Genomic DNA, 22,212 nt, shown 5'->3' with positions numbered 1-22,212 from the left:
ACATAAATTCGCCAAGGAGGGATTGGATATGGGACTTACATTTGCAAGGCAGGCTTTTTCCAACATTATGGCACAGATTGACGCATTCCAGGAGAATCTGGACGATGATAAGGAAGTTGCGGTTCTCCTCGCATCCTTCGGTTCATCGCTTTTAATGACGGTAACCGGTATCGGCTTCCAGAATCCGGAACTGGTCTATTTCTATGGCTACGTGGACGGAAAACCGTCGCAGCTGATCCAGCATGTCACCCAGATTAACTTTCTGCTCACTTCCGTAGATAAGGAAGACCCGGAAAAACCGCCCCGCCGGATCGGTTTCATCGCACCTTCCGATGAAGCTTAACGTACCAAGTTCAGATATTGTTTTTCCAGAAATTCTCTGGCCGCAGCCGCATTGTCCGGAGTGGTATCTTCAAGAGTTGCATGGATATATGGCTTTTTCTCTTTCAAAAAGCCAAGGATTCTGTCGTAATTCATCACTCCGGTTCCGGCTGCCACAGAAACTACCTTACCGTCTTCAAATCGGAAATCCTTCATGTGCATCACTTCCACATAACTTCCCAGATCTTCTACCGCCTCTTCGATCACCTTATCATAATCCATATAATTTTCGCCGGAAAGGAGGTTGACCGGATCTAATATGACTCTCAGGTTCGGAGAATTGATCTCCTCCAAAACGCGCAGCGCCCGCTTAGAATTATACACAATATGGCACCATACCGGCTCAATTGCCACCAGAACGCCCATCTTCTCGGCACACTCCACCACAGGGCGCAGGTTTTTGATGAAAACAGCCAGCGCTTCTTCACTTTTACATGCCTCTTCATAGGTATATGTGGTATTGGGAGCTCCTGTTTCCGTTCCTACCACTCCGCATCCCAACTGGGCCGCAAAGCGCACGTGGGCCAGATAGGTTTCCTGGATCTTCTTTAACGCCTCTTCGTCCGGATTGGCCAGGTTTAAATAACATCCCAGCACGGCGATGTCCATATCATGTTTGGAAAATATCTTTTTCAAATGCATGGCAAGGCCGGGAGTGAGGGCTTCCGGCTCCACGGAATGCTGGGTTATGGTTTTGCCAAGGGCCAGATGGACGCAGGTAAATCCCTGTTCCTTAGCCATCACCAGGCGTTCTTCCAAAGTTCCCGGATTTGTATCATGTAAACGGATTCCTAACTGCATAGTTTTATTCTCCTCTCAAATCTCTAATGCCTGGGACAGTGCCAGAATTGTAAGGGACTGGCCGTAAGCCATAGGCGCGATCAGTATGTTCTTATAATGCTCTTTATTGTATCCCATTCCAGTTCCGCCGGATACATTTAAAACCGTTCCGTCCTCATCAATGTTTTTAAGGATGGCATTTACCGCCCGGGAAGCGCAGTCCAGGTAAGCGTCGTCCAGAATGCCCATCTTGATTCCCTTTAAAATTCCTGCCGTAATGGCTGCGGAGCCGGAAACCTCCTCATAGCTGGTCGGATCATCCAGAACGGTGTGCCATAAGCCACTCTTGCTCTGGAGTTTCTTTAAAGCTTTTACCTGCGCCTTATAGGTGTCCACGATATACTGCTTTAAGCCGGCGTTCATAGTGCCTTTGAACATCTCCACATATTCCAGAATTCCTGCTGTAAACCAGCTGTTTCCTCTGCACCAGAACACGCCGCCGAAGTTATTTCTTTCGTTAAATGTCCAGCCGTGATAGAATAAGCCGGTATTCTTATCATACAGGTATTTGATATGCATGAGAACCTGATGGCAGGCCTCTTCCACCCAGTCTTCCCTCTGGTATTTCAGTCCCATTTTGTTCAGGAACAGCACGGTCATGAACAGGGTGTCGATCCACATCTCATTTTCATTTAAACGCACGCCCTGGCGGTCGCCGTTGGCGCTGGTCACATGCTGGAAGCCGCCCTCTTCGGTTCTCGGAAGGCAGTTCATCAGCCATTCGGCCCAGCTGATGCAGAGTTTTTCAAATTCTTTGTCCTGATAGCTTTCGTTTAACTCCACCAGCGTGAGCAATGGGGTCGTGGTATTGATATTTTTAGAAGGAAGTCCCAGCTCCATGTTTTCTCTGTACCACTGGCAGAGAAATTCCTTGTATTCTTCACTTTTTTTCGCTCTCATCAGTTTCATGAGGCCGTACAGTCCTACGCCCTGAGGCCAGTCCCATTCCCTGATTCCAAAATCGCGTTTAAAGAAGCCGATCGCCTCTCCGCCGCCTTCTTCCAGTTCTTTTTCATTATCCGGTCCTTCCAGATTCAACAATTTATCCACTACCAGATTTAATTTCTTCTGAATTTCTTCACGGTTTAATTCCTGCATTTTTCTTTCCTTTCTGCCGGATGAGCGGCACCCTTTTCCTTTATTCCCTGAATTTATGGCATATAAAGCCAAATGTTTTATGCTATAGAAAAATAGTTCTGTTTCCTATATAATAGTCCTATCCACTACAGACAGGAGGACCTTACTTTATGGAGGCCGTTATTTATTTTGCTGAAACCGAAGGCATTGGCTTAGAGCGGATGATCCGCAAGGGCAAATTCAACATGCATGTCAAACATTTTCATAACCAGTACGAGATTTTTTACCTGATTGAGGGGGAACGCCGTTTTTTCTTCGATAACCGGTCTTATCTGGTAAAAGGGGGAACTCTGATCCTGGTGGATGAAAATGCCATCCATATGACCATGGCTAATTCCGATCAGGAATTCGGCCATGACAGGATTATCCTTTATGTAGACAGGGATAAGATGAAGGAGTATGACCAGATGTTCTCCAATCTGAACCTGGTAAAGTTCCTCCATCAAAACTACGGCGTGTTTCCGCTGAACAAAAAACAGCAGCAGGACTTCATCGATCTCTATCTGAAACTGCAGTATGAATTTGACAACAAAAACCGCAATTATAAGGCCATGATCGATATGGAGATCATCAAGTACTTCATTCAGTTCATGAGGGAAAACCACACTCCCGCCCTTCAGGATGAGGATATGGTCAGTTCCTCCAAATATAAAAATATCTACGCGGTAGCCGATTACATATCGGAAAATTTTGACAGGCAGCTGACCTTAGACGCCCTTGCCGGCCAATTTTATATCAGCAAATACTATCTCAGCCGGACGTTTAAAGAGATCACCGGCTATGGAATCAATGAATATATTAATATTCACCGCATCCAGCGGGCGAAACGGCTTTTAGAGGAAACGGACATGAGCATCTCTGAAATCTCAATCGCCCTGGGCTATGAGAGCATGACCTATTTTGAAAAGATATTCAAAACCTACATGACGCTGTCTCCACTGAAATACCGCAAAACGCTGAATACGGTGACTTATACCAACAATCTGCCCGGTTAGTCAAGCAGTCCCAGAACCCCAGGCAGCCACAGGCTGAAGGCCGGAATATATGTGATGAACATGAGCGCTGCAAAGATCACCAGGAAGAATGGAACGATTCGTTTTAACACGTCTTCCACTTCCAGCTTTGCCACACTGCAGCCGATAAAGAGCACGTTTCCTACCGGAGGTGTTATGGTTCCTACGGAAAGATTCATAACGATCATAACGCCGAACTGAACCGGTGTCATTCCAAGGGCCTGAACGATGGGCAGAAAGATCGGTGTAAAGATCAGAAGCGCCGGCGCCATGTCCATGAAAGTTCCCACGATCAGAAGGAAAATATTTAATATAAGGAGAATTACGTATTTGTTATTGGAAATTCCAAGGATCATTTGACTGATCGCTTCCGGAAGTCCTGTAAATGACATAACAAAGGACAGTACTGAGGAAGCTCCGATAATCAGCATGACGATGGTTGTCATAAGGCCTGCTTCCATCAGGATTCCCGGGATTTCTTTTAACTTAATTGATTTATACAATACTACCGACAGGAAGAACGCATAAGCAACGGCGACGCCGGAAGCTTCGGTTGGTGTAAAGTAACCGGATAAGATACCTCCGATAATAATAACGATCAAAAATAAGCTTGGAATGGCATCCCAGATAGTTTTTAACACAATCTGTCTTGTCAGAGTTTCCGTCTGGTAGATATAATTGTGCTTCTTTCCGTAGATAAATGCCACCACCATGCACAGCGCTGCCCATAAAAGTCCTGGAATCCAGCCAGCCATGAATAAGACGGCAACGGATGTTCCGCCGCTGGCAGCAGAATATACGATAAATGCAGTGGTTGGAGGGATCAGCTGGCCTACCGGAGCAGTTGCCACGTTAACGGCCGCAGCGAAACCGGGATCATATCCGTTTTCTTTCTCAAGCGGGTTGAGAACGCCGCCCATTGCCGTCGCTGCCGCCACACCGGAACCTGAGATGGAACCGAACATGGCATTTCCCGCAATATTGGTAAGAGCCAAAGAACCGGGAACTTTTCCCATCACCAGCATTGCCAGATTGATCAGCCTTTTGGCGATACCGCCGTTGCTCATCAGAAGGCCTGCCAGAATGAAGAACGGAACCGCTAACAGGGTAAAACTATCCATACCGCCTACAATTTTCTGAGCGGAAACAAACATTCCAAAATTCGGTGTTAAAAATGCCACAATCGTAATCAATGCGGAAGCGATAATACTGTAAGAAACAGGTATGGAATACGCCAGCATCAGGAAGAATACGATTATCAGCATGAGAGCTGCCTGAATTTCCATTTATTCTACCTCCTTTAATTTCTTAATAAATCCAATCATGCGGTTTGCACTGTAGATCAGAGTCAGGAACCCGCAGATCGGAAGCCCTACATAATAAAGAGGCATAGGCATCTGAAGGGCCGGTGAAATCTGTCCCATGGAATTGACTGTTACCATAATTCCTCCTGCGATAAATACGGTAAGGCATAAGAGGATGACGATGATTTCAATCACAATCTTGGTGAATATGGAACCTTTCTGTGTAAATCCCTTTGTTATGATGTTGATGGAGATATGGCGTTCCTGTCCATAAGCATAAGGAACTCCCAGCATCGTCATCCAAATCAGGGCGTATCTTAAAAATTCTTCTGAATATTTACTCGGGCTGTTCAGAATAAAACGGGTGATGACCTGCCAGCAGCAGCCAAGCACCATAATTCCCACCAAAGCGGCAATGGCATATCCTAATATTTTATTTACTGTCTTCATGGCTGTCCTCCCCTGCATATTTCTGAATATCATCATACAGTTCTTTGTAAAACTCTCCCTTTTGTGTATATTCCTGGTGAAGAGGCTGTACGGCTTCGATAAATGCGGTCTTATCGATATCGTAGTAGATGTTCATTCCCATTCCCTTCGCTTCTTCAATCGCTTCTTCCATCATATTTCTGTATAAGCTTTTGAAATTTTCATTGCTCCGGTTCAGACATTCCACCAAAAATTCCTGCTGCTCTTTTGACAGCTTATTCCAGGTCTTTGTGCTGATAATATATACGTCAGGCGTATACTGGTGCTCGGTGTATGTATAGGATTTCGCCACCTCTGCATGTTTATCCACAGTGAGGGCCAATTCCGTATTTTCCGCACCGTCTACAATTCCCTGCTGAAGGGCCGTATAAGTCTCGCTGGCCGCCATCGGTGTGGGAGATGCCCCCATCAGTTCCAGCATTCTCATGGATGTGCTGCTCGTCATGGAACGGATCTTCTTTCCCTTTAACACGGAAGGATTATCCGCTTTCACATCTTCTTTTAAGTAAATATTTCTGGAACCGTTGGCATAATAACCGATTACCAAAAATCCGTCTTCTTCGTTCATTTTAAATAATTCTTTTACTTTTTCGCTTTTTTCCATCGCTTCATAATAATGTTCCTCGCTGGTGAACAGATAAGGAAGGGAGAATATGGAATAGCAGTCGTTAAACTGTCCGATCATACTGGAACTGACTTTTGCCATATCCAGCACCCCCGCTTTTACCATCTCCACTGCGGACTGCTCGGTTCCCAGCACACCGCTTGCATAGATATCCACTTCCAGGTTCATGGAAGGGTCTTCTGCTGCAAACTCGGCTACTTTTGCAATACAATCTGCAATTTCAGAATCCTTCGACTGGTTATGAGACATTTTCAGCTGAATTTTATCACTTCTCGTTACTCCTGACACGGATACAAATATCGATCCCGCTACTGCTATGGCTGCCACCGTCACGACAATTCCAAGCGTTTTTTTGACATTCTTCATAACTATTTCTCCTTGATTTTGGAATCGTAATTTACAGGTAATTTTATAAATTACACACATATTGTACAACATTAAACTCGAGTTTTTTGTAATATATGCACTTCTCTTACGTTTTTTATTGTAACATAAAAAGAAAAAAGCATGTTGCTCAATATTGCTCAGAACATGCTTTTTTCGAAATATATTGCGGTTTTGGATAACCGAATCACTGAATTTATAGTTACTATTTACAAACCCGGCACGGACGGCAGAGACCACCGGGGCTGTGAATCGTAATAATTTATATCAAAATAACTCCTAAAAGTGCACTAACTAACAAAACTTTTGGTATGCTCACCTTACATTTCACCAATAAAAATAAATCCAACACCCCGATACCAACCGCCACATAGTTCACTGCCGAATCAATATAATAATTGGTCATGGACAGGGAAACCATCACCGCTAAGATCAGACCGATGCAGACCGGCCGCACTCCAACCATGATCTGCCCCATCCTCCGGCCGTTTTTAAACCGTTCAAAACAGGCGGCGGCGAATAAACACACCGTAAACGTGGGCATCAGAACTCCCAAATTTGCGGCGACGGCTCCGGCGATTCCGGCCGTTTTGATTCCTGCAAAGGTGGCGCAGTTAAGGCCTAACGGCCCGGGCGTCATCTCGGCTATTGCCACAATATCCGATACCTCTCCGGCATTCATCCATCCGTGGGATACCATCTCGCTTGAGATCAATGGAATCATGGAAAGCCCGCCAAAACTGGTAAACCCTATTTTAAGAAAGCTCCAGAACAGCTCAAGCAATACCATCTTTGGACACTTCCTTTCTCTCATAGACTTCGCAGATTACAATCCCGGCAGCCATCCCGATTACGACAAGGGCCACACAACTGATTCCGGCAAATAAATACAGCAGGAAGCCTATCAATGTCAGGCCGTAGCAGACAGGATAACGAAATGCCCCTTTCCTAAGCCCCAGCACAGCGCTCCCTATGATGGGCACTACAGCAGCCCTGACGCCTGTCATGGCGCTCATGACCCACACCTGATCCATCACCAGGCTGTAAAAATAAGTGATCACCGTCAAAACCAGCATTGGCGGCATGATCATTCCGATCACACATGCGATTCCGCCGAGGACGCGTGCCTCATGATACCCGAACAGAAATGCCACATTTCCTATCATTGTGCCCGGGAGGCTTCTTCCCACGCTGGTCATATCCAGCAGATCTTCACTGGTTAAACGGCCTTCTTTTTCCACATACCGTTTCTGCATCTGTGCTACAATGCTCCAGCCGCCTCCGAAGGTAAAACATCCTAATTTAAAAAACTGCCCGAATAATTTTACGGACCTCTTAACTGAAGATTCCATTTTTTTCACTTTATCACCTCGGAATAATAATAAACCCTCAACCTTATGTAAGGTCAAGGGTTTTCTGCCACTATCCTTCCACCGGAAGCCAGATTTGGCGGTATCTGGTATAATTTTCCCGCTTGTTCATGGATAAAAACGTACGGGCAATGGGATCTCCTGCAACTTGAATCCTGTTTTCCTCCACATATTTCTTCAAATGTTTCAGATACTCCGTAGCCTGGACCTCTTCTCCCGCGATTTTCACAACTGTGTACAGGCAGTCACAGGAAGGGTATCTGACAATTCTCTCATTTTCCTCAATTCCGAAAAATTCCGCATCCTTTTCAAAGATCCCCAGGGCTGAAATGCTGTGATCCTTTCCGCTTAACACTGCCTCCCACTCATTTCTCTGTGCCGGAAACGCAAATGGCGCCAGATTCACCCATTTTTGAAATTCTCCGTATTCCTCCGGTTCTATGATTAAACAGTCTCCGTCCATGAATTCAAACCGGTACATATCAGGCCGTTTTTCCCTCCTGATGCACCACAAATCCCCTTCCAGGCGCTCGGAAAGGCCGTTGACTTCTTTCATATATTCCAGCATTCTCTGCTTTACGGCGATCTCACGTTCCAAATCCTCCAAACGTTTCTGATAGCATCCCAGCACGCCTTCCATATTGTCGGAATTGATCAGATACTCCGTTTCCTTTAAGGAAAAACCATAATTATGGTAAGATCTGGCCCTCATCAATGCGGTGATATCCAGATGGCCGTAAAGGCGGTAACCGCCGCCTTCTTCCCGCCTGGAATTTAAAATCCCTTCTCGTTCATACAGTCTCAAGCCCTCGGCCGATATCCCGAGCAGTTTTGAAACCACTCCAATTCTATACTCCATTTCCCTAACTCCGGTTCTTATTTGATCCGCTCCCCATCGATGAAAACATGGTGTACGGTCGTTGCCACTTCAAAAGGAGAACCGTCCGTAATCACCAGGTCCGCATCCTTACCGCATTCGATGGAGCCCACCCGGTCCTCCACGCCGATGTGTCTGGCCGCATTGATGGTAATCGCTTTCAGCGCATCAAACGGTTCCATTCCCGCTTTTACCGCAAGACCTGCACAGAGCGGCAGATACTGCTGCGGAATCACAGGGGAATCCGTAATAATGGATACTTGGCAGCCTGCAGATGCCAGAACTCCAGGCGTGGTAAAGGACTTATTCTGAAGTTCAAACTTGGTCGCATGGGTTAAGGACGGGCCTACCGCCATCGGATAATCTTCCTTCACCAATTCTTCCACGATCATATGGCCTTCCGTGCAGTGTTCCAATGTAAGTTTTACGTCAAATTCTTTGGCAATCCTGATAGCCGTAAAGATATCGTTGGCCTGATGGGCATGTGCCTTCAGAGGTATCTCCCGGTTAAGCACCGGAATCAAAGCTTCCAGCTTCATGTCATAGGCCGGCCTTTTTAACACGTCATCACCGGCCGCATCTTTGCGTTCTTTATAATCTTGGGCCTTTAAAAGCATCTCTCTCAGCTTGGAAGCGGTGGACATTCGCGCATAATTATTCTTTTCTTTATATCTGCGCTTAGGATTTTCACCAAACGCACACTTCATGGCCACAGGGTCCTTGATAATCATATCATCCACACGTTTTCCGGCAGTTTTTACGGCGATAAAGGTTCCGCCCAGCACATTGGAACTTCCCGGACCTGTCGCAACGCAGGTTACACCGGCTTCCGCCGCCATTTTTACGGAAGGGTCCATAGGATTAAAACTGTCGATTCCTCTAAGCTGCGGAGATAAAATATCGTTCATCTCATTATAATCCTGGCCTTCAAAACCAATTCCATATCCATCCAGCCCCAGATGGCAGTGGGCTTCCACAAATCCCGGATAGATCTCAAGTCCCTCTGCATCCAGCACCTCAGTCCCCTCCGGAAGATCAAATCCATTACCAATTCTCACAATTTTTCCGCTGTCAATAAATAGATCCGCCTGAAAAGGCTCTTCCTTTACCGCGTCATGAATCAAACCATTTTTAATACAAAGCATAAAAACTTCCTCCTTCTTTTCTTAGTCCAAACCAACAAAAACGGAATCCAGCGGCCCAAGGCTCTGAAATCCGTTTTTGTTAATTGCATTTATTTAGATGTCCAGAACTTCAAAATCATCATCATCGTCCTCCACAACCGGTTCAGGAACCGATTTTCTCACCGGAGCGCTCTTTGCCGCCGCCTTAGCAGTTGGTGCCGGTTTTGCGGCAGGCGCTGCCTTAGGCGGTTGTGCCGCTTTAGCTGCCGGAGCCGCTTTCGGTGACGGAGCTGCCTTTGTTTCCGGCTCCATCCGATCCGGATATGAAGCTGCAGTCTCAGCCTGTGCCAGCTTGGCGGCAGACGCCGTCTTTTTCTGACCGCGGCTCTTATGGGCAGGAACACTTGATGAATGTTCAAACCCATCTTCCTCTTCTGCCTCTAGCCCTCTCAGATAGCGTTCCTCTTTCGTTGTCCGTTTTTTGAAAAGGTCGTCCTCATCATCTTCTCTGAAATCCTCATCGTCATATGGTTCATCATGTCCGCCTTTTCTGAACAGCAGAACCAGAATAATGATAAATAATACGACGCAGACAGCAATCAGTGCCATAATAATGATAAACCGCATATCGTAATCGTGTACCAGCTGGTTATAATCTTCAATCTGGCTGATCACGCTCTGTGTCTGATTTCCGGCAGCTGAATCGAAGTAGCGTTGCATGGTGCGTTCCTTCATATCATAGCGGTAGAAGTTCTTTTCTCCGTCCGCATTCATCGCATAGACTACGCAGTATTCATTCTGTCCGTCTCCGGCCGCGATCCATCCCTGAACCTTTTCGCCTTTGATTGTGAGGGAGTTCTCAACTAATCCGGCAGGTACGGTTACGCCTTCATCAAGAGGTACTATCGTTACTGTTTTGGCAATAGTCTCAACCTTAATTCCGCCCGCATTGGCTGTACCGGTCTGTCCGGCAGGCTGCGCTTCCTCTGTCTTAGTTACTGTGATCGTGTAATTCTTTACGGTTTCCCCGTCTTCCGCAGTCACCTTGCAGACAAGCTTGTTCTCGCCCACTTTCAGGTTATCATTGCCTGAGATCACCACTTTTGCCTTGGAATCCGAAGACGGTGCGCTGACAATAATTTTATCCACATCCACACCGACTGTGGCCGTATACTCTTCTACATCAGCTGAAAAAGCCGGTGTCAGAGTGCCTGGTGATATCTGAAGGGATGCCAGAGAGGCGTCCTTGGAATAGCTGGCGAGAGGCGTAATCGTAACCGCCGAACTTCCCTGCTTATTCACAGTAACCGCCTGTCCGTCCAGATCATAAATCTCCTGGTCGCTGATCGTTATATTCGCCTTCCCTGCCTGTGTCGCCTTAAATTTCAGGGAAAAACTCATCTCTGCCGGTTTAGCGGTGTCTGAAGCTCCCGATACTTTAATAGAACCTGCACCGCCGCTGGCCCCTGTGCCGCTCACAAACTCCAGAATACTGGAGTCGTAAGCGAGCATCACATCCGCCTTGCCGAGTTTTCCGTCGCCGGTTGTTATCTTCATCGTAACGCTGAATTCATCTCCCACTTTCACCGTAGGATCTGAAAATGCAATCCGCGCCGTCGCTGCAAAAGCGGTCAGCATCTGTATATTCATCATAAGCAGAACTGTAATCAGAACTGCTGCGGCTTTTATCCGCTTTAATCCATTTCTGTTCATAATATCTCCTATTTTTCCTTTGTTATCCGGCCGGACTGATTATCACCACATCGCTGCCTCCAGGCGTACCGCCTGTGCTGGTTCCAGGACCTGACGGTCCCGAAGATCCGCCGGGGCCGCCGCTTGGATCAGGAGTTCCGGTATTAACGGAACCGTCACCCGTAGGTCCGCCGTCTCGTCTTACCACACGGATTACATATTCTCTCACCGTACCGTTTTCAGCCGTTACTGAAATCCTGATATCGTTGTTGCCTTCCTGAAGCTGAATTGTACCCGAACCGCTGATGCTGGCCGCTGACTGGATCGCTGTCGCATTGACCGTAATCTGAGATACGGACGGCGCTACAATCAGGTCGTACTCTGTTGTATCCTTATTAAAGGTCGGCGTCAGTGAGAATCCGTTGACTCCAAGGCCTGACAGCTTGTTATTCGGACTTCCGTCCGCAGTCGGCCTCGGGCTTGCTTCCGCCGGCATATTTTTAAATACAGGAATTTTAAATTCCAAAGCTGATTTTTTCAGCTCAGAACTATATGCAGACGCATATAATGCAGCTTCTGAAGCAGCTCCCTGTACGTTTGTCATATACTGATGTTTATACAGGTTACTTCCCTGTACGTTAAACTTTTTCAAATAGAAGGTATCCTGTCCCACTTTTACATAGTTGTTGCCATAATAGGAAGAGCCGCCTAAAATCGCCGCTTCCGGGCTGTTCCACGGCCGTCCGTAATTGCCGGACTGGGATGCATACCACAATCCGCGCTGTATCGGAGTCATACTTCCCGACGCATACGCTTCTATATTAAAGAAGTTATAATATCCTTCATAACCGGAACATCTTCCTGAAATGGAATCGCTTGTTCCGCCTTTTCCCTGTTCCTGAATGATCATAGCCGCAAGAACATAAGGGTTAACGCCAGACTGGGCTCCTGCATTCATGATGATATCCACATAGGAATTGCTGCCTGATGAAGGCGGAGTTCCTGTTCCCGAATTATCACCGGGGCTGCCGGGGCTTGAATTACCGCTGTCCGAATTTCCCATGCCGGGTGACATTCCGGGGCCGATGGAGGTGGTTACCACATCCACGTATTTCCTGCTGATGGACGCCTGAGGCGGCCCGAGGCTGATATCCGAACTGTTTCCCTTGGTGGGCGCTTCAAAACGGACGCCGCCATTACCGGATGAACCGGAGGAAGAGCCGGGTGAGGAACCGCCGGAGCTTCCCGAAGAGGTTCCGGGAGATACGCCCGGCCCGTAACTGCTGCCTGAAGACGATCCGCCGCTGCCTGAAGAGGAAGAACCTCCCGGGCCATAGGAAGTGCCGCCCGAACTTCCCGAATTTCCCGATCCGCCCGCCGCGGTACCTGATAAAAAGGTTCCTGCAACCATCAGTTCCAGTCCTTCTTTTGTATGGGCAGACGCGTCATAGCTCTGGGATAAAAACTGAAAAACATAGGTTTCGTCCAAGAAATTTCTCGGATCCATATAATAACGGATAATCCCTTCCGACGCCGCCACCCAGGAAGATGTATCAAATCCCGGCCAGGAACTGCTGTCCCAGTTGTAAGCGCCGTCCGCAATGGATTTCCACGATGAAATACTGTTTTTATGTACAAGGTTTCTGCCCACAACCGCTTCATTCTGAATTACAGTTTCCCACTCCAAATTGGTGTGCTGGGCTGTAAAAACCCACTGGGGATACTGGGCATGAAGCTGTCTTAACCCGGTTTTATAGCTTTCCGGGAACCCCTGATTCGTCAAATACGCTTCAAAATCCTTGTCCGACTGATAGGTGACCGGAAATTTCACATAGCTGTTGAGGACATAACCGGTAGTTTCCGCGCCATTACTGGCTGAAAAACGGATTTCATACCATAATGCTCCGTCGGAAGCATTCTTTTCGCCGATTACGGTAACCGCCGTACCCTTTGATAACTTGGCGACTGCCGAATACGAGGTTCCCGGGCCGCTTCTCACATTCAGGTTGGAGGCATTGACCGAGGCACTTCGCGGAGTATAGGCATAACTCTCCATGGGGGGCTTAATTAAGCACAGAACCGTATTCGCACTGAACGACAAAGCAAGCGCCAGTGCAGCTCCCCTTATGTATCTTAACTTTTTCATGTATTTTCTCCTATGTGCCATTTAAAGTTACATAATCTTTCCATTTATGGCATTAAACCCATTATAATGAAAAATGTTATGCCCTGTCAACAAATTCAAAAAAAGTTCACATAATTGGTATATATTGTAAGAAAGTTTTAAATTATATTCCGCATTCTTTCTCAATCATACAATATCCTTCCATGCAAAGCTGCTGCGCAATGCTTCCCGGCCTCAATTTCTCCACAGCTTCCTGATAAGTAAACCACTCTGCCTTATCCACTTCCTGTGAAATGTGGAAATCCGCCTTTTTTACTCTGGCCGTAAATCCCAGCATCAGCATATCCTTCCGTTCAAATGGGTAGCTGTTCACGTATGTTATCTTATATGGTTTCAGCCCCAGTTCCTCTTCCACTTCCCTGGCCGCTGTCGTTTCCCCGCTCTCACCCGGTTTCATATAACCGGCAATGCACACATAATTCGTTTCCGACACATACCCCTGACGAATCAGGGCAATTTCATTTTCTTCATTCACCACCAGAGTAATCGTGCAGGTGTATGATAATGCGAACCAAGGACGGCCGCATTCCGGACAATAAGGCACAAGCCCCTCGTCCCCGATCTCTTTTTCTGTTAATTTTTTTCCGCAGTCCGGACAATAGGTAAATTTCATGTTTATTCTCTCATTTCTTCCAATAACTGTTTTGCTTTTTCCCCGGCCTTTAACGCCGGATCTTATAACTCAAAAAACAGCCGGACCCTGCGTTTTATGTCCGCAGGCCGGCCGTTTTATTACTTATTATACCGGATAAGCTTTGCTTTTTGTGTCAGCTGCCGCCGGGTCAATCTTAGACTGCTGTGCTTCTCTGTACTGGAAGAATTCCTTTGCTACAGCCGGGAACAGCGCATAGGATAATACATCTTCATCCTGCTGTTTCCACTGAGCACATTCTTTCTCAAACTGAGGAAGCTGTGCAGGGATTAAATCTGCAGGTCTGCAGGTAATCGGAGCTTCGTCTCCAACAACCTTCTTCTGAACCTCAGGATTAAATGGTTTTACAGTCTGTCCGAATTCACCCATAAGGATCTTCTTGGACTCTTTCGTAACCATCTTGTAGCGTTCGCCGCTGATTACGTTAAGAACTGCCTGGGTACCAACAATCTGTGAAGACGGAGTAACCAGAGGCGGCTCACCGAAGTCTTTACGCACTCTTGGAACTTCTTCCAGAACTGCTGTAAACTTGTCTTCCTGTCCCGCTTCCTTCAGCTGTCCTAACAGGTTGGATAACATTCCGCCAGGTACCTGATACTGAAGTGTTTTGATGTTAACACCAAGCATCTTAGGACTTAAACGGCCGCTCTTTAATGCTTCTTCACGGATTGGTGTGAAGTATTCACAAATCTCTGCCAAAAGCTGCTGGTTGCAGCCTGTGTCATATGGTGTATCTCTGAATGTCTCAACCATAACCTCAGTTGCCGGCTGGCTGGTTCCAAGAGCGAGCGGTGACATTGCGGTATCGATGATATCGCAGCCTGCTTCTACTGCTTTTAAATAAGTCATAGAAGCAACACCTGATGTGTAATGTGTATGAAGATCGATTGGAAGTTTGGTGGACGCTTTTAATGCAGCTACCAGTTCTTCCGCTTTGTATGGTGTCAACAGACCGGCCATATCCTTGATACAGATAGAGTCAGCGCCCATATCTTCGATCTCTTTTGCAATGTTTTTCCAATAGTCCAGAGTATAAGCATCGCCAAGAGTATAGCAAAGAGCTACCTGAGCATGTCCTTTTTCTCTGTTGGCAGCTTTAACTGCTGTCTGAAGGTTACGGATATCGTTCAGACAGTCGAAAATTCTGATGATATCAATACCATTGGCGATTGATTTCTGTACGAAATATTCCACAACGTCATCTGCATAGTGGTTATATCCCAGAATGTTCTGTCCTCTGAACAGCATCTGTAATTTTGTATTTTTAAATCCATCTCTTAATTTTCTAAGTCTGATCCACGGATCTTCTTTTAAGAAACGAAGGCATGCATCAAATGTTGCACCGCCCCAGCATTCTACTGCGAAGTAGCCAACCTGATCCATCTTATCAACGATCGGGAGCATCTGCTCTGTGGTCATTCTGGTTGCCAGCAAAGACTGATGGGCGTCACGAAGGACGGTTTCCACAATCTTAACCGGTCTTTTCTCTATCTCTGCCATTATGTTACCTCCTATAATAATTCCAAATTTATCTCACTCCAAAGATTGCCATAAAGGTACCTGCTGCTACTGCAGTACCGATAACACCTGCTACGTTTGGTCCCATCGCATGCATCAGCAGGAAGTTTGTAGGATCTGCTTCAGAACCCACCTTCTGAGATACACGTGCTGCCATCGGAACTGCGGAAACTCCTGCCGAACCGATCAGCGGATTCACCTTTCCTCCGGTTGCCAAACACATCAATTTACCGAACAGAACACCTGCTGCAGTACCGACTGCAAATGCAATCAGCCCGAGAGCAACGATCTTTAAAGTAGTAACCTTTAAGAAAGCTTCCGCACTTGTAGTTGCGCCTACGGATGTTCCCAGAAGGATAACTACAATGTACATTAAAGCGTTAGAAGCTGTTTCGGACAGCTGTTTAACAACGCCGGACTCTCTGAACAGGTTACCGAGCATGAGCATACCAACAAGCGGAGCGGTTGACGGAAGAATCATACATACCACGATGGTAACGATAATCGGGAAGAGGATCTTTTCCAGTTTGGAAACAGGTCTTAACTGTTCCATCTTAATCTTACGCTCTTTTTCCGTTGTGAATAACTTCATAATCGGCGGCTGGATAATCGGAACCAGCGCCATATAGGAATAAGCCGCTACTGCAATCGGTCCCATGAATTCAACCTGTCCCAGTTTACCTGCCAGGAAGATGGAAGTAGGGCCGTCTGCACCGCCGATGATGGAGATAGCTGCTGCTGCCTTATCGTTGAATCCCATAAATATTGCCAGAAAATATGCGGAATAAATGCCAAACTGAGCTGCTGCACCAAGCAAAAAGCTCTTAGGGTTGGCGATCAGCGGACCGAAGTCTGTCATCGCACCAACACCCATGAAAATCAGGGAAGGCAATATACTCCATTCATCCAATACATAGAAATAATGAAGCAAACCACCCACACCGTTTGAAGTATCTTCAGGGCTAGCCATAATCTCAGGATAGATATTGACTAACAGCATACCAAATGCAATTGGTACCAAAAGCAGTGGTTCAAAACCTTTTTTAATCGCGAGGTATAAAAAGATACACGCCACACCTATCATAATCAGGTTTCCACCTGTCAGGTTTAAAAATGCTGTCTGCTGAAGAAGGTTTGTGAATGTTGTTGTTATATAATCCATCTTAATCCCTCCATCCGGAATCTGCGCTAATTCGCATCATTCCTAGTTTAATGTAGCAATTGTTGCGCCTGCTTCTACTGAATCACCTACTGCTACATTAATACTAGCAACTGTTCCATCCTGAGGAGCTACGATTTCATTTTCCATCTTCATTGCTTCCAAAACAAGCAGTACTTCGCCGCGTTTTACAGCCTGTCCAACGCTTGCTTTTACCGCAAGGATCTTTCCTGGCATAGGAGCGGATACTGCTACGGAACCTGCTGCGCCTGCTGCTGCCTTAGGAGCTGCTTTCGGTGCCGCTTTTGGAGCTGCCTTAGGTGCTGCGGCCGGAGCTGCTGCTGCGCTTCCTGTTCCTTCTTCTACGGTTACTTCATAAACATTACCATTAACTGTAATTGTATAATTTTTCATGATGATAATCCTCCTAATAGATTAAGCTTTTTTCCATTTTGCCGACGGTGCTCTCTTGATTGAACGCACTACCAAACCGTCTGACGATGTATTCGCGGCAGCTGCAATCGCTGCTGTGATAACTGCTACCAGTTCCAAATCATCAACCAGTTCCTCTTCTTCAACAGGTGCTGCCTGTACAGGAGCCGGTGCCGGTGCTGCCACAGATTCTTTCTTCGCATTGTTTTTCATCTTCTGCTCAAATGCGTTGATGAACTTAAAGCATCCGATCAAAAGACTGATGAAGATCAATACGATAAATACGGTACCCATACCCATCAAGGTATTCATTCCCGCTTTTGTCAGGTTTTCTCCGGTTGTGTAAACAGGAGAGAATGACATGGCCGTATATTCAGACACCTCTTCATTGATACCGATATTAACTTTCACTTCACGTTTTTCAAATGTAGCAGATACTTCGATGCTGTATCCGTCTTCAGTTTTTGTAACTAAAGTATCGTCTACAGATACAAATGCGCCAAGATCATCTTTTACACTGTTCCAGGAAGCAAGACCGGTAGCCATAGCCGTATATCCGGATTTCTCTGCCTGAGCCAGAGTCATAGCATACTGCTCGTCAGTCATATTGGCAAACTGCGAAAGCGTATCCTTGGAAATCTCCTGCAGCGTCATTGCCAGTCCCGGCTCTACAGAAGAACTTGCATCATCCTTCGCTGTGCTGCAGGCGGATAAAAAGAGGCAGGTTACCATGCATAATGCTAACATTACTCGTTTTATTTTCAGTTTCATATACCTGTCACCTCATTCTAAACCGTACCATGTTTTTTACTTGGACGATCCTCTCTCTTTGTGAATAACATTTCAAATGCTGCGATCACTCTCTTTCTGGTGTCTTCCGGATTTACAATGTCATCCACATATCCTCTCTTAGCTGCTGCGAGAGCGCTTGACTGCAGTTCCTGATACTGAGCTGCCTTCTCCTGAATGAGAGCTGCGCCGTTATCCGCTTTGCCGATTTCATCTGCATACATGATCTTAACAGCTGCTGTCGAATCCATCATTCCGATGGTTGCGTCCGGCCATGCATATACGATATCAGCGCCGATCGCTTTGCTGTTCATGGTTAAGTATGCGGTTCCATAAGCTTCGCCTGCGATAACAGTTACTTTAGGAACACTTGCGTTAGCAAATGCATAAGTTAAACGTCCTGCTGCCTTTGCCATATTCTTTTCGCTGCATTTCGTTGCGGCATATCCTTTTACATTGACAAGTGTCAGTAAAGGAATGTTGAACGCATCACAAAATGATACAAAGTCTGCCGCTTTCTTACATCCTCTGGATGTCAGCACAGCGTCATATTCTGCAGCCTTATCACCTTTTTCATCATACTTTTCACTGCGGTTTGCCACGCAGCCAACGGTTGTACCATTCAGGCGGATAAAACCGGTTACCATGGAAGGTTCGTAAGCTGCTTTTACTTCCATAAAGAAGTTATCATCTGAAATCATGGTTAATGCAAGGCTGGTATCACCAACACAGTTCTCAAGGCCTTCACAAACCCTGTTTAACTCGTCGGTGCATTCATCATAAGACATATCATCTTCGTTATTAGCTGGAAGAATTGATACTAAAGCTCTGATCTGGTTTAATATGGAGGCTTCATCTCCTGTAAAATCTACCAGGCCCACTTCTTCGCTCTGGAATGCTGCGGATGCGGTGTTGCACTTCTCCGTATAATTGTCATCAATTGCATTCGGTGAGTTTACGAATAATTTGCCTTTTTTCTCTTCCATCAGCGTAAAGTCCGTGATAGCGGCTGATACTGCCATACCGCCGCCGCATGTACCGAAAATTGCTGAAATCTGTGGAATAACCCCAGAAGCCATGGTCTGACTCAAATACAACTGGCCAAAACCGTTAAGAGCATCGGTTGCCTCCTGTAAGCGTAAACCTGCGCAGTCGATCAGTCCGACTACCGGTGCCCCCATCTTCATAGCCAATGCATAAATATTGGAGATTTTTTTTGCGTGCATCTCGCCTAAAGATCCGCCTAAAACAGACGCGTCCTGGCTGTACACATACACAAGGTTGCCTTCGATGGTACCATAACCGGTTACTACACCGTCAGCAGGTGTTTCTTGTGCTGTCATGTTAAAATCGGTGCTTCTAGCAGTTACATAAGCCCCAACTTCAACAAAACTGTTCTCATCAAGTAAAGAATTAATTCTGTTACTTGCTGATGATTGTGCTGAATTACTCATTTTGCAGTCCTCCATTTTTAAATATTTTGATGGTGATTGTCACGTTATTAACGAAACAACCCCACAGTAAATCCAATTTCTGCCGATTATAATTGTATAACGTTTACTGCAAAATATCAAGTAATATTTGGTTAAATATTCTAAAATTGCGGACAAGTAATCCCGCTTAATAGTGAATTTGTGATTTTATTCAGGCACCACTTAAAATTAATCTTTTCAATTGTACTGCATGCATAAACCGGATACACCTTTATATTCTCCCCATTCAGGCTGTAAGTAACGCTTCCCACCGGGGTATTGGCGTAAACAGGCGCTTTTAAATTCTTCGGAATCCGGCAGGAAACTTCCACATGTTCCTGGTCATTCATCAGCACTCTCAGTTCCTTTTCTTCCGGTTTTAACAGGAGGGAAAGCTTGCATGCCGGGTCCTGGCTGATATCACCATTTTCGGAAATCCCCATGGAAACGGTAACCGGCTTTAAATCCACTTCTTCAAATACGTCCTTATACCGGTAATTGTCCAGACCGTATTGAAACAGGGTCCTGGCATCCGACCACTTATATGTTTTATGGGGCGGCCATCCGCACCCCAAAAGCGCGATAACGAAAGTCCTGTCGTCCTTTCTCACCGCCCCTACATAGGAATATCCCGCCCCTCCGGTAAATCCGGTCTTTCCCGACAGAGCACTGTCCATCATGGACAGAAGCGCGTTATGGTTGACACAATTAAAAGACCTCTTTCCCCCCACATCTGTAAAATAATAATTCTGGGTTCTGGTTATCTCCAGAAATTCTTCTTTTTTAGGCGAATCCATCACGCAGTATTTCATGATCCGGCTCAGATCCGCAGCGCTTGTGGAATGCATCTTTTCCTGCCCTTCCATGCTCACCTTCGCGTCCAGCCCGTTGGGCGTGATAAAAAAGGAATCATTGCAGCCTAAATCACGGGCTTTCTGGTTCATCATAGCCGCAAACCCTTCCACGCTTCCGCCGATATGTTCTGCAATCATCACCGCTGAATCGTTATGGGATTCCAGCATCAGAGAGTATAAAAGGTCCTTTAAATAAAACTCTTCCCCGTTCCGCACCGAAAGATGTACCTTGGGCTGGGCCGCCGCATTGGAGGAAGCGGTGACCACATCGTCTAAACTGCCGTGTTCCAGCGCCAGGATACACGTCATGATCTTGGTGGTGCTGGCCATGGGCCTTTGCTGCTCCTCATTTTTCCCATACAAAATGCGCCCGGAATCGCCGTCAATTAAAACCGCAGACTGGGAATACAGGTTAAAATCCTCCTTTTTTCCTTCCTCCTCTTCCCCATAGGAAGTAAACGCCGCGGTTTGAACCATCATCATTATTATCACGATCAAAAAAACCGTTATTTTCCGTATCATTCAGCCACATCCTGAACTCTGCAATTAATTTATCCTATTCGTTATTTTTTCATTTTATACGCCGTCCTGTCTTGGATTTTAATGAGGAATCCGCTATAATAAGGAGTACAAGTGTTCGTTATCAGGAGGTGATGATTTGGAACAGAGCCGTTTAATCTTTCATATTGATGTAAATTCCGCCTTTTTAAGCTGGGAATCCGTCCACCGGCTTTCCATAGATCCTGAGGCCTTAGATCTACGGCTGATTCCCTCTGCCGTTGGCGGAGACGCTTCGAAACGCCATGGCATTGTACTGGCCAAATCCACTCCTGCGAAAAAATATGGTATAACCACCGGGGAACCGCTGGCACAAGCGCTGAAAAAGTGTCCCCAGCTTCTCGTGGTTCCCTCTCATTTTGAATTGTATACCGCCTATTCGAAGAAATTAATTCATCTTTTGGAAGAATATACGCCTGATATCGAGAAATTCAGCATTGACGAGGCATTTTTAGACATGACGGAAACCATCCATCTGTTTGGAGAGCCGGTGGAAACCGCCAACCGGATCCGGGAGCGGATTAAAGACGAGCTGGGATTTACGGTAAACATCGGCATCGCCCCTAATAAGCTTTTAGCAAAGATGGCCTCGGATTTTGAAAAGCCGGATCTCTGCCACACCCTGTTCGCCGATGAAGTTCCCCAAAAGATGTGGCCGCTGACTATCCGAGAATTATTTTTCGTGGGCGGGGCCGCGCAGCGTAAGATGGAAAGCATCGGTATCCACACCATCGGAGAACTGGCCCGCTATGACGTCAATCTATTAAAAAACCTTTTAGGCGAAAAATACGCAATTTTGATCCACCAGTATGCCAATGGAATCGATGACGATCCCGTAGCCCCTAAGGAACCGGTCAATAAAGGTTACGGCAACAGCATCACTCTGTCCCGGGATGTATCGGACTTTGAAACGGCCAACCAGGTGCTGCTCTCTTTGTGTGAAACTGTGGGAGCCAGGCTGAGAGCCGATCATGTGCTGTGCAGTTGTGTCTGCGTGGAATTAAAAGACTGGGAATTCAAAACCCAGTCTCATCAAATGACTTTAAATACTCCCACCGACTCCACTCAGGATCTTTACCGCAGTTCCTGCCAGCTGTTAAAAGAATTCTGGGACCGCACCCCGGTCCGCCTGATGGGCGTCCGCGCCACTAAAATCAATGATGACAGCTATTGCCAGCTAAGCCTTTTTGAAACGGAACAGTCCAGAAAAATGAAGGATCTGGAAAAGACCGTGGACCAGCTCCGCAGCAAGTTCGGAACCGATATCATTAAGCGGGCCAGTTTTCTCCAAAAGGACTCCATCGTGGATCATGCGGCCAGTAAAGCCAAGCATTTAAAGAATTAATGGGTAAGAATG

The 22,212-nt window shown here is 46.4% G+C and carries 21 protein-coding genes; 3 read left to right on the top strand and 18 right to left on the bottom strand.

Going from position 1 to position 22,212, the window contains the following annotated elements; genetic code table 11:
* The first annotated feature begins 28 nt into the window (after positions 1-28).
* Complete coding sequence (locus C0033_RS15445) at positions 29-343, top strand: DUF6173 family protein (protein ID WP_103228785.1); 315 nt, start codon at positions 29-31, stop codon at positions 341-343.
* Here the strand turns inward: C0033_RS15445 and C0033_RS15440 are convergent.
* Positions 340-1,182 (bottom strand): sugar phosphate isomerase/epimerase family protein, encoded by an 843-nt coding sequence (locus C0033_RS15440; RefSeq protein WP_103228784.1) that lies wholly within the window; start codon positions 1,180-1,182, stop codon positions 340-342. The genes C0033_RS15445 and C0033_RS15440 overlap by 4 nt on opposite strands.
* 15 nt (positions 1,183-1,197) lie before the next feature.
* Entirely contained in the window at positions 1,198-2,319 is a 1,122-nt protein-coding gene (locus C0033_RS15435; protein ID WP_103228864.1) for a glycoside hydrolase family 88 protein, read from the bottom strand.
* Between the two features lie 149 nt (positions 2,320-2,468).
* On the opposite strand from C0033_RS15435, the gene C0033_RS15430 reads away from it, so the two are divergent.
* Complete coding sequence (locus tag C0033_RS15430) at positions 2,469-3,353, top strand: AraC family transcriptional regulator (protein WP_103228783.1); 885 nt, start codon at positions 2,469-2,471, stop codon at positions 3,351-3,353.
* On the opposite strand, the gene C0033_RS15425 is transcribed toward C0033_RS15430, so the two are convergent.
* The 16 genes from C0033_RS15425 to C0033_RS15350 form a co-directional block, all read right to left on the bottom strand.
* Positions 3,350-4,657 carry a TRAP transporter large permease gene (locus C0033_RS15425; protein ID WP_103228782.1) on the bottom strand — a complete coding sequence of 436 codons (1,308 nt, stop codon included), beginning with the start codon at positions 4,655-4,657 and terminating at the stop codon, positions 3,350-3,352. The genes C0033_RS15430 and C0033_RS15425 overlap by 4 nt on opposite strands.
* Complete coding sequence (locus C0033_RS15420) at positions 4,658-5,125, bottom strand: TRAP transporter small permease (RefSeq protein ID WP_103228781.1); 468 nt, start codon at positions 5,123-5,125, stop codon at positions 4,658-4,660.
* A complete protein-coding gene (gene dctP, locus C0033_RS15415) occupies positions 5,109-6,155 on the bottom strand; it encodes a TRAP transporter substrate-binding protein DctP (protein WP_103228780.1) in 1,047 nt (348 codons plus the stop codon). Before dctP ends, C0033_RS15420 begins: the two co-directional genes overlap by 17 nt.
* A gap of 280 nt (positions 6,156-6,435) precedes the next feature.
* Positions 6,436-6,963, bottom strand: a complete 528-nt coding sequence (locus tag C0033_RS15410) for a chromate transporter (protein WP_103228779.1) — start codon at positions 6,961-6,963, stop codon at positions 6,436-6,438.
* Positions 6,950-7,525 (bottom strand): chromate transporter, encoded by a 576-nt coding sequence (locus C0033_RS15405; protein WP_103228863.1) that lies wholly within the window; start codon positions 7,523-7,525, stop codon positions 6,950-6,952. The genes C0033_RS15410 and C0033_RS15405 overlap by 14 nt, the downstream gene beginning before the upstream one ends.
* Before the next feature lie 70 nt (positions 7,526-7,595).
* A complete protein-coding gene (locus C0033_RS15400; RefSeq protein WP_103228778.1) occupies positions 7,596-8,402 on the bottom strand; it encodes a MerR family transcriptional regulator in 807 nt (268 codons plus the stop codon).
* Positions 8,403-8,419: 17 nt separating this feature from the next.
* Positions 8,420-9,565, bottom strand: a complete 1,146-nt coding sequence (locus tag C0033_RS15395; protein ID WP_103228777.1) for an amidohydrolase — start codon at positions 9,563-9,565, stop codon at positions 8,420-8,422.
* A gap of 93 nt (positions 9,566-9,658) precedes the next feature.
* On the bottom strand, positions 9,659-11,257 hold the full coding sequence (locus C0033_RS15390; RefSeq protein ID WP_103228776.1) for a cadherin-like beta sandwich domain-containing protein: 1,599 nt from the start codon (positions 11,255-11,257) through the stop codon (positions 9,659-9,661).
* Positions 11,258-11,279: 22 nt separating this feature from the next.
* Positions 11,280-13,382, bottom strand: a complete 2,103-nt coding sequence (locus tag C0033_RS15385; protein WP_103228775.1) for an SH3 domain-containing protein — start codon at positions 13,380-13,382, stop codon at positions 11,280-11,282.
* Between the two features lie 142 nt (positions 13,383-13,524).
* Positions 13,525-14,034 carry an NUDIX domain-containing protein gene (locus C0033_RS15380; protein WP_103228774.1) on the bottom strand — a complete coding sequence of 170 codons (510 nt, stop codon included), beginning with the start codon at positions 14,032-14,034 and terminating at the stop codon, positions 13,525-13,527.
* Between the two features lie 126 nt (positions 14,035-14,160).
* Complete coding sequence (locus C0033_RS15375) at positions 14,161-15,573, bottom strand: oxaloacetate decarboxylase subunit alpha (protein ID WP_103228773.1); 1,413 nt, start codon at positions 15,571-15,573, stop codon at positions 14,161-14,163.
* A gap of 28 nt (positions 15,574-15,601) precedes the next feature.
* Positions 15,602-16,753 carry a sodium ion-translocating decarboxylase subunit beta gene (locus tag C0033_RS15370; RefSeq protein ID WP_103228772.1) on the bottom strand — a complete coding sequence of 384 codons (1,152 nt, stop codon included), beginning with the start codon at positions 16,751-16,753 and terminating at the stop codon, positions 15,602-15,604.
* A gap of 42 nt (positions 16,754-16,795) precedes the next feature.
* Positions 16,796-17,164 carry a biotin/lipoyl-containing protein gene (locus tag C0033_RS15365; protein WP_103228771.1) on the bottom strand — a complete coding sequence of 123 codons (369 nt, stop codon included), beginning with the start codon at positions 17,162-17,164 and terminating at the stop codon, positions 16,796-16,798.
* 21 nt (positions 17,165-17,185) lie between these two features.
* Positions 17,186-17,953, bottom strand: coding sequence for an OadG family transporter subunit (locus C0033_RS15360; RefSeq protein WP_103228770.1), 768 nt, complete (start codon positions 17,951-17,953; stop codon positions 17,186-17,188).
* Positions 17,954-17,970: 17 nt separating this feature from the next.
* Positions 17,971-19,425, bottom strand: coding sequence for a carboxyl transferase domain-containing protein (locus C0033_RS15355; RefSeq protein WP_103228769.1), 1,455 nt, complete (start codon positions 19,423-19,425; stop codon positions 17,971-17,973).
* 140 nt (positions 19,426-19,565) lie between these two features.
* Entirely contained in the window at positions 19,566-20,819 is a 1,254-nt protein-coding gene (locus tag C0033_RS15350) for a D-alanyl-D-alanine carboxypeptidase family protein (RefSeq protein WP_103228768.1), read from the bottom strand.
* 136 nt (positions 20,820-20,955) lie between these two features.
* On the opposite strand from C0033_RS15350, the gene C0033_RS15345 reads away from it, so the two are divergent.
* Positions 20,956-22,200 (top strand): DNA polymerase IV, encoded by a 1,245-nt coding sequence (locus tag C0033_RS15345; RefSeq protein WP_103228767.1) that lies wholly within the window; start codon positions 20,956-20,958, stop codon positions 22,198-22,200.
* The last annotated feature ends 12 nt before the right edge of the window (positions 22,201-22,212 follow it).

Source organism: Clostridium sp. chh4-2 (assembly GCF_002899675.1).
GTDB lineage: Bacteria > Bacillota > Clostridia > Lachnospirales > Lachnospiraceae > CHH4-2.
This window is presented reverse-complemented; position numbering and strand designations above follow the sequence as displayed.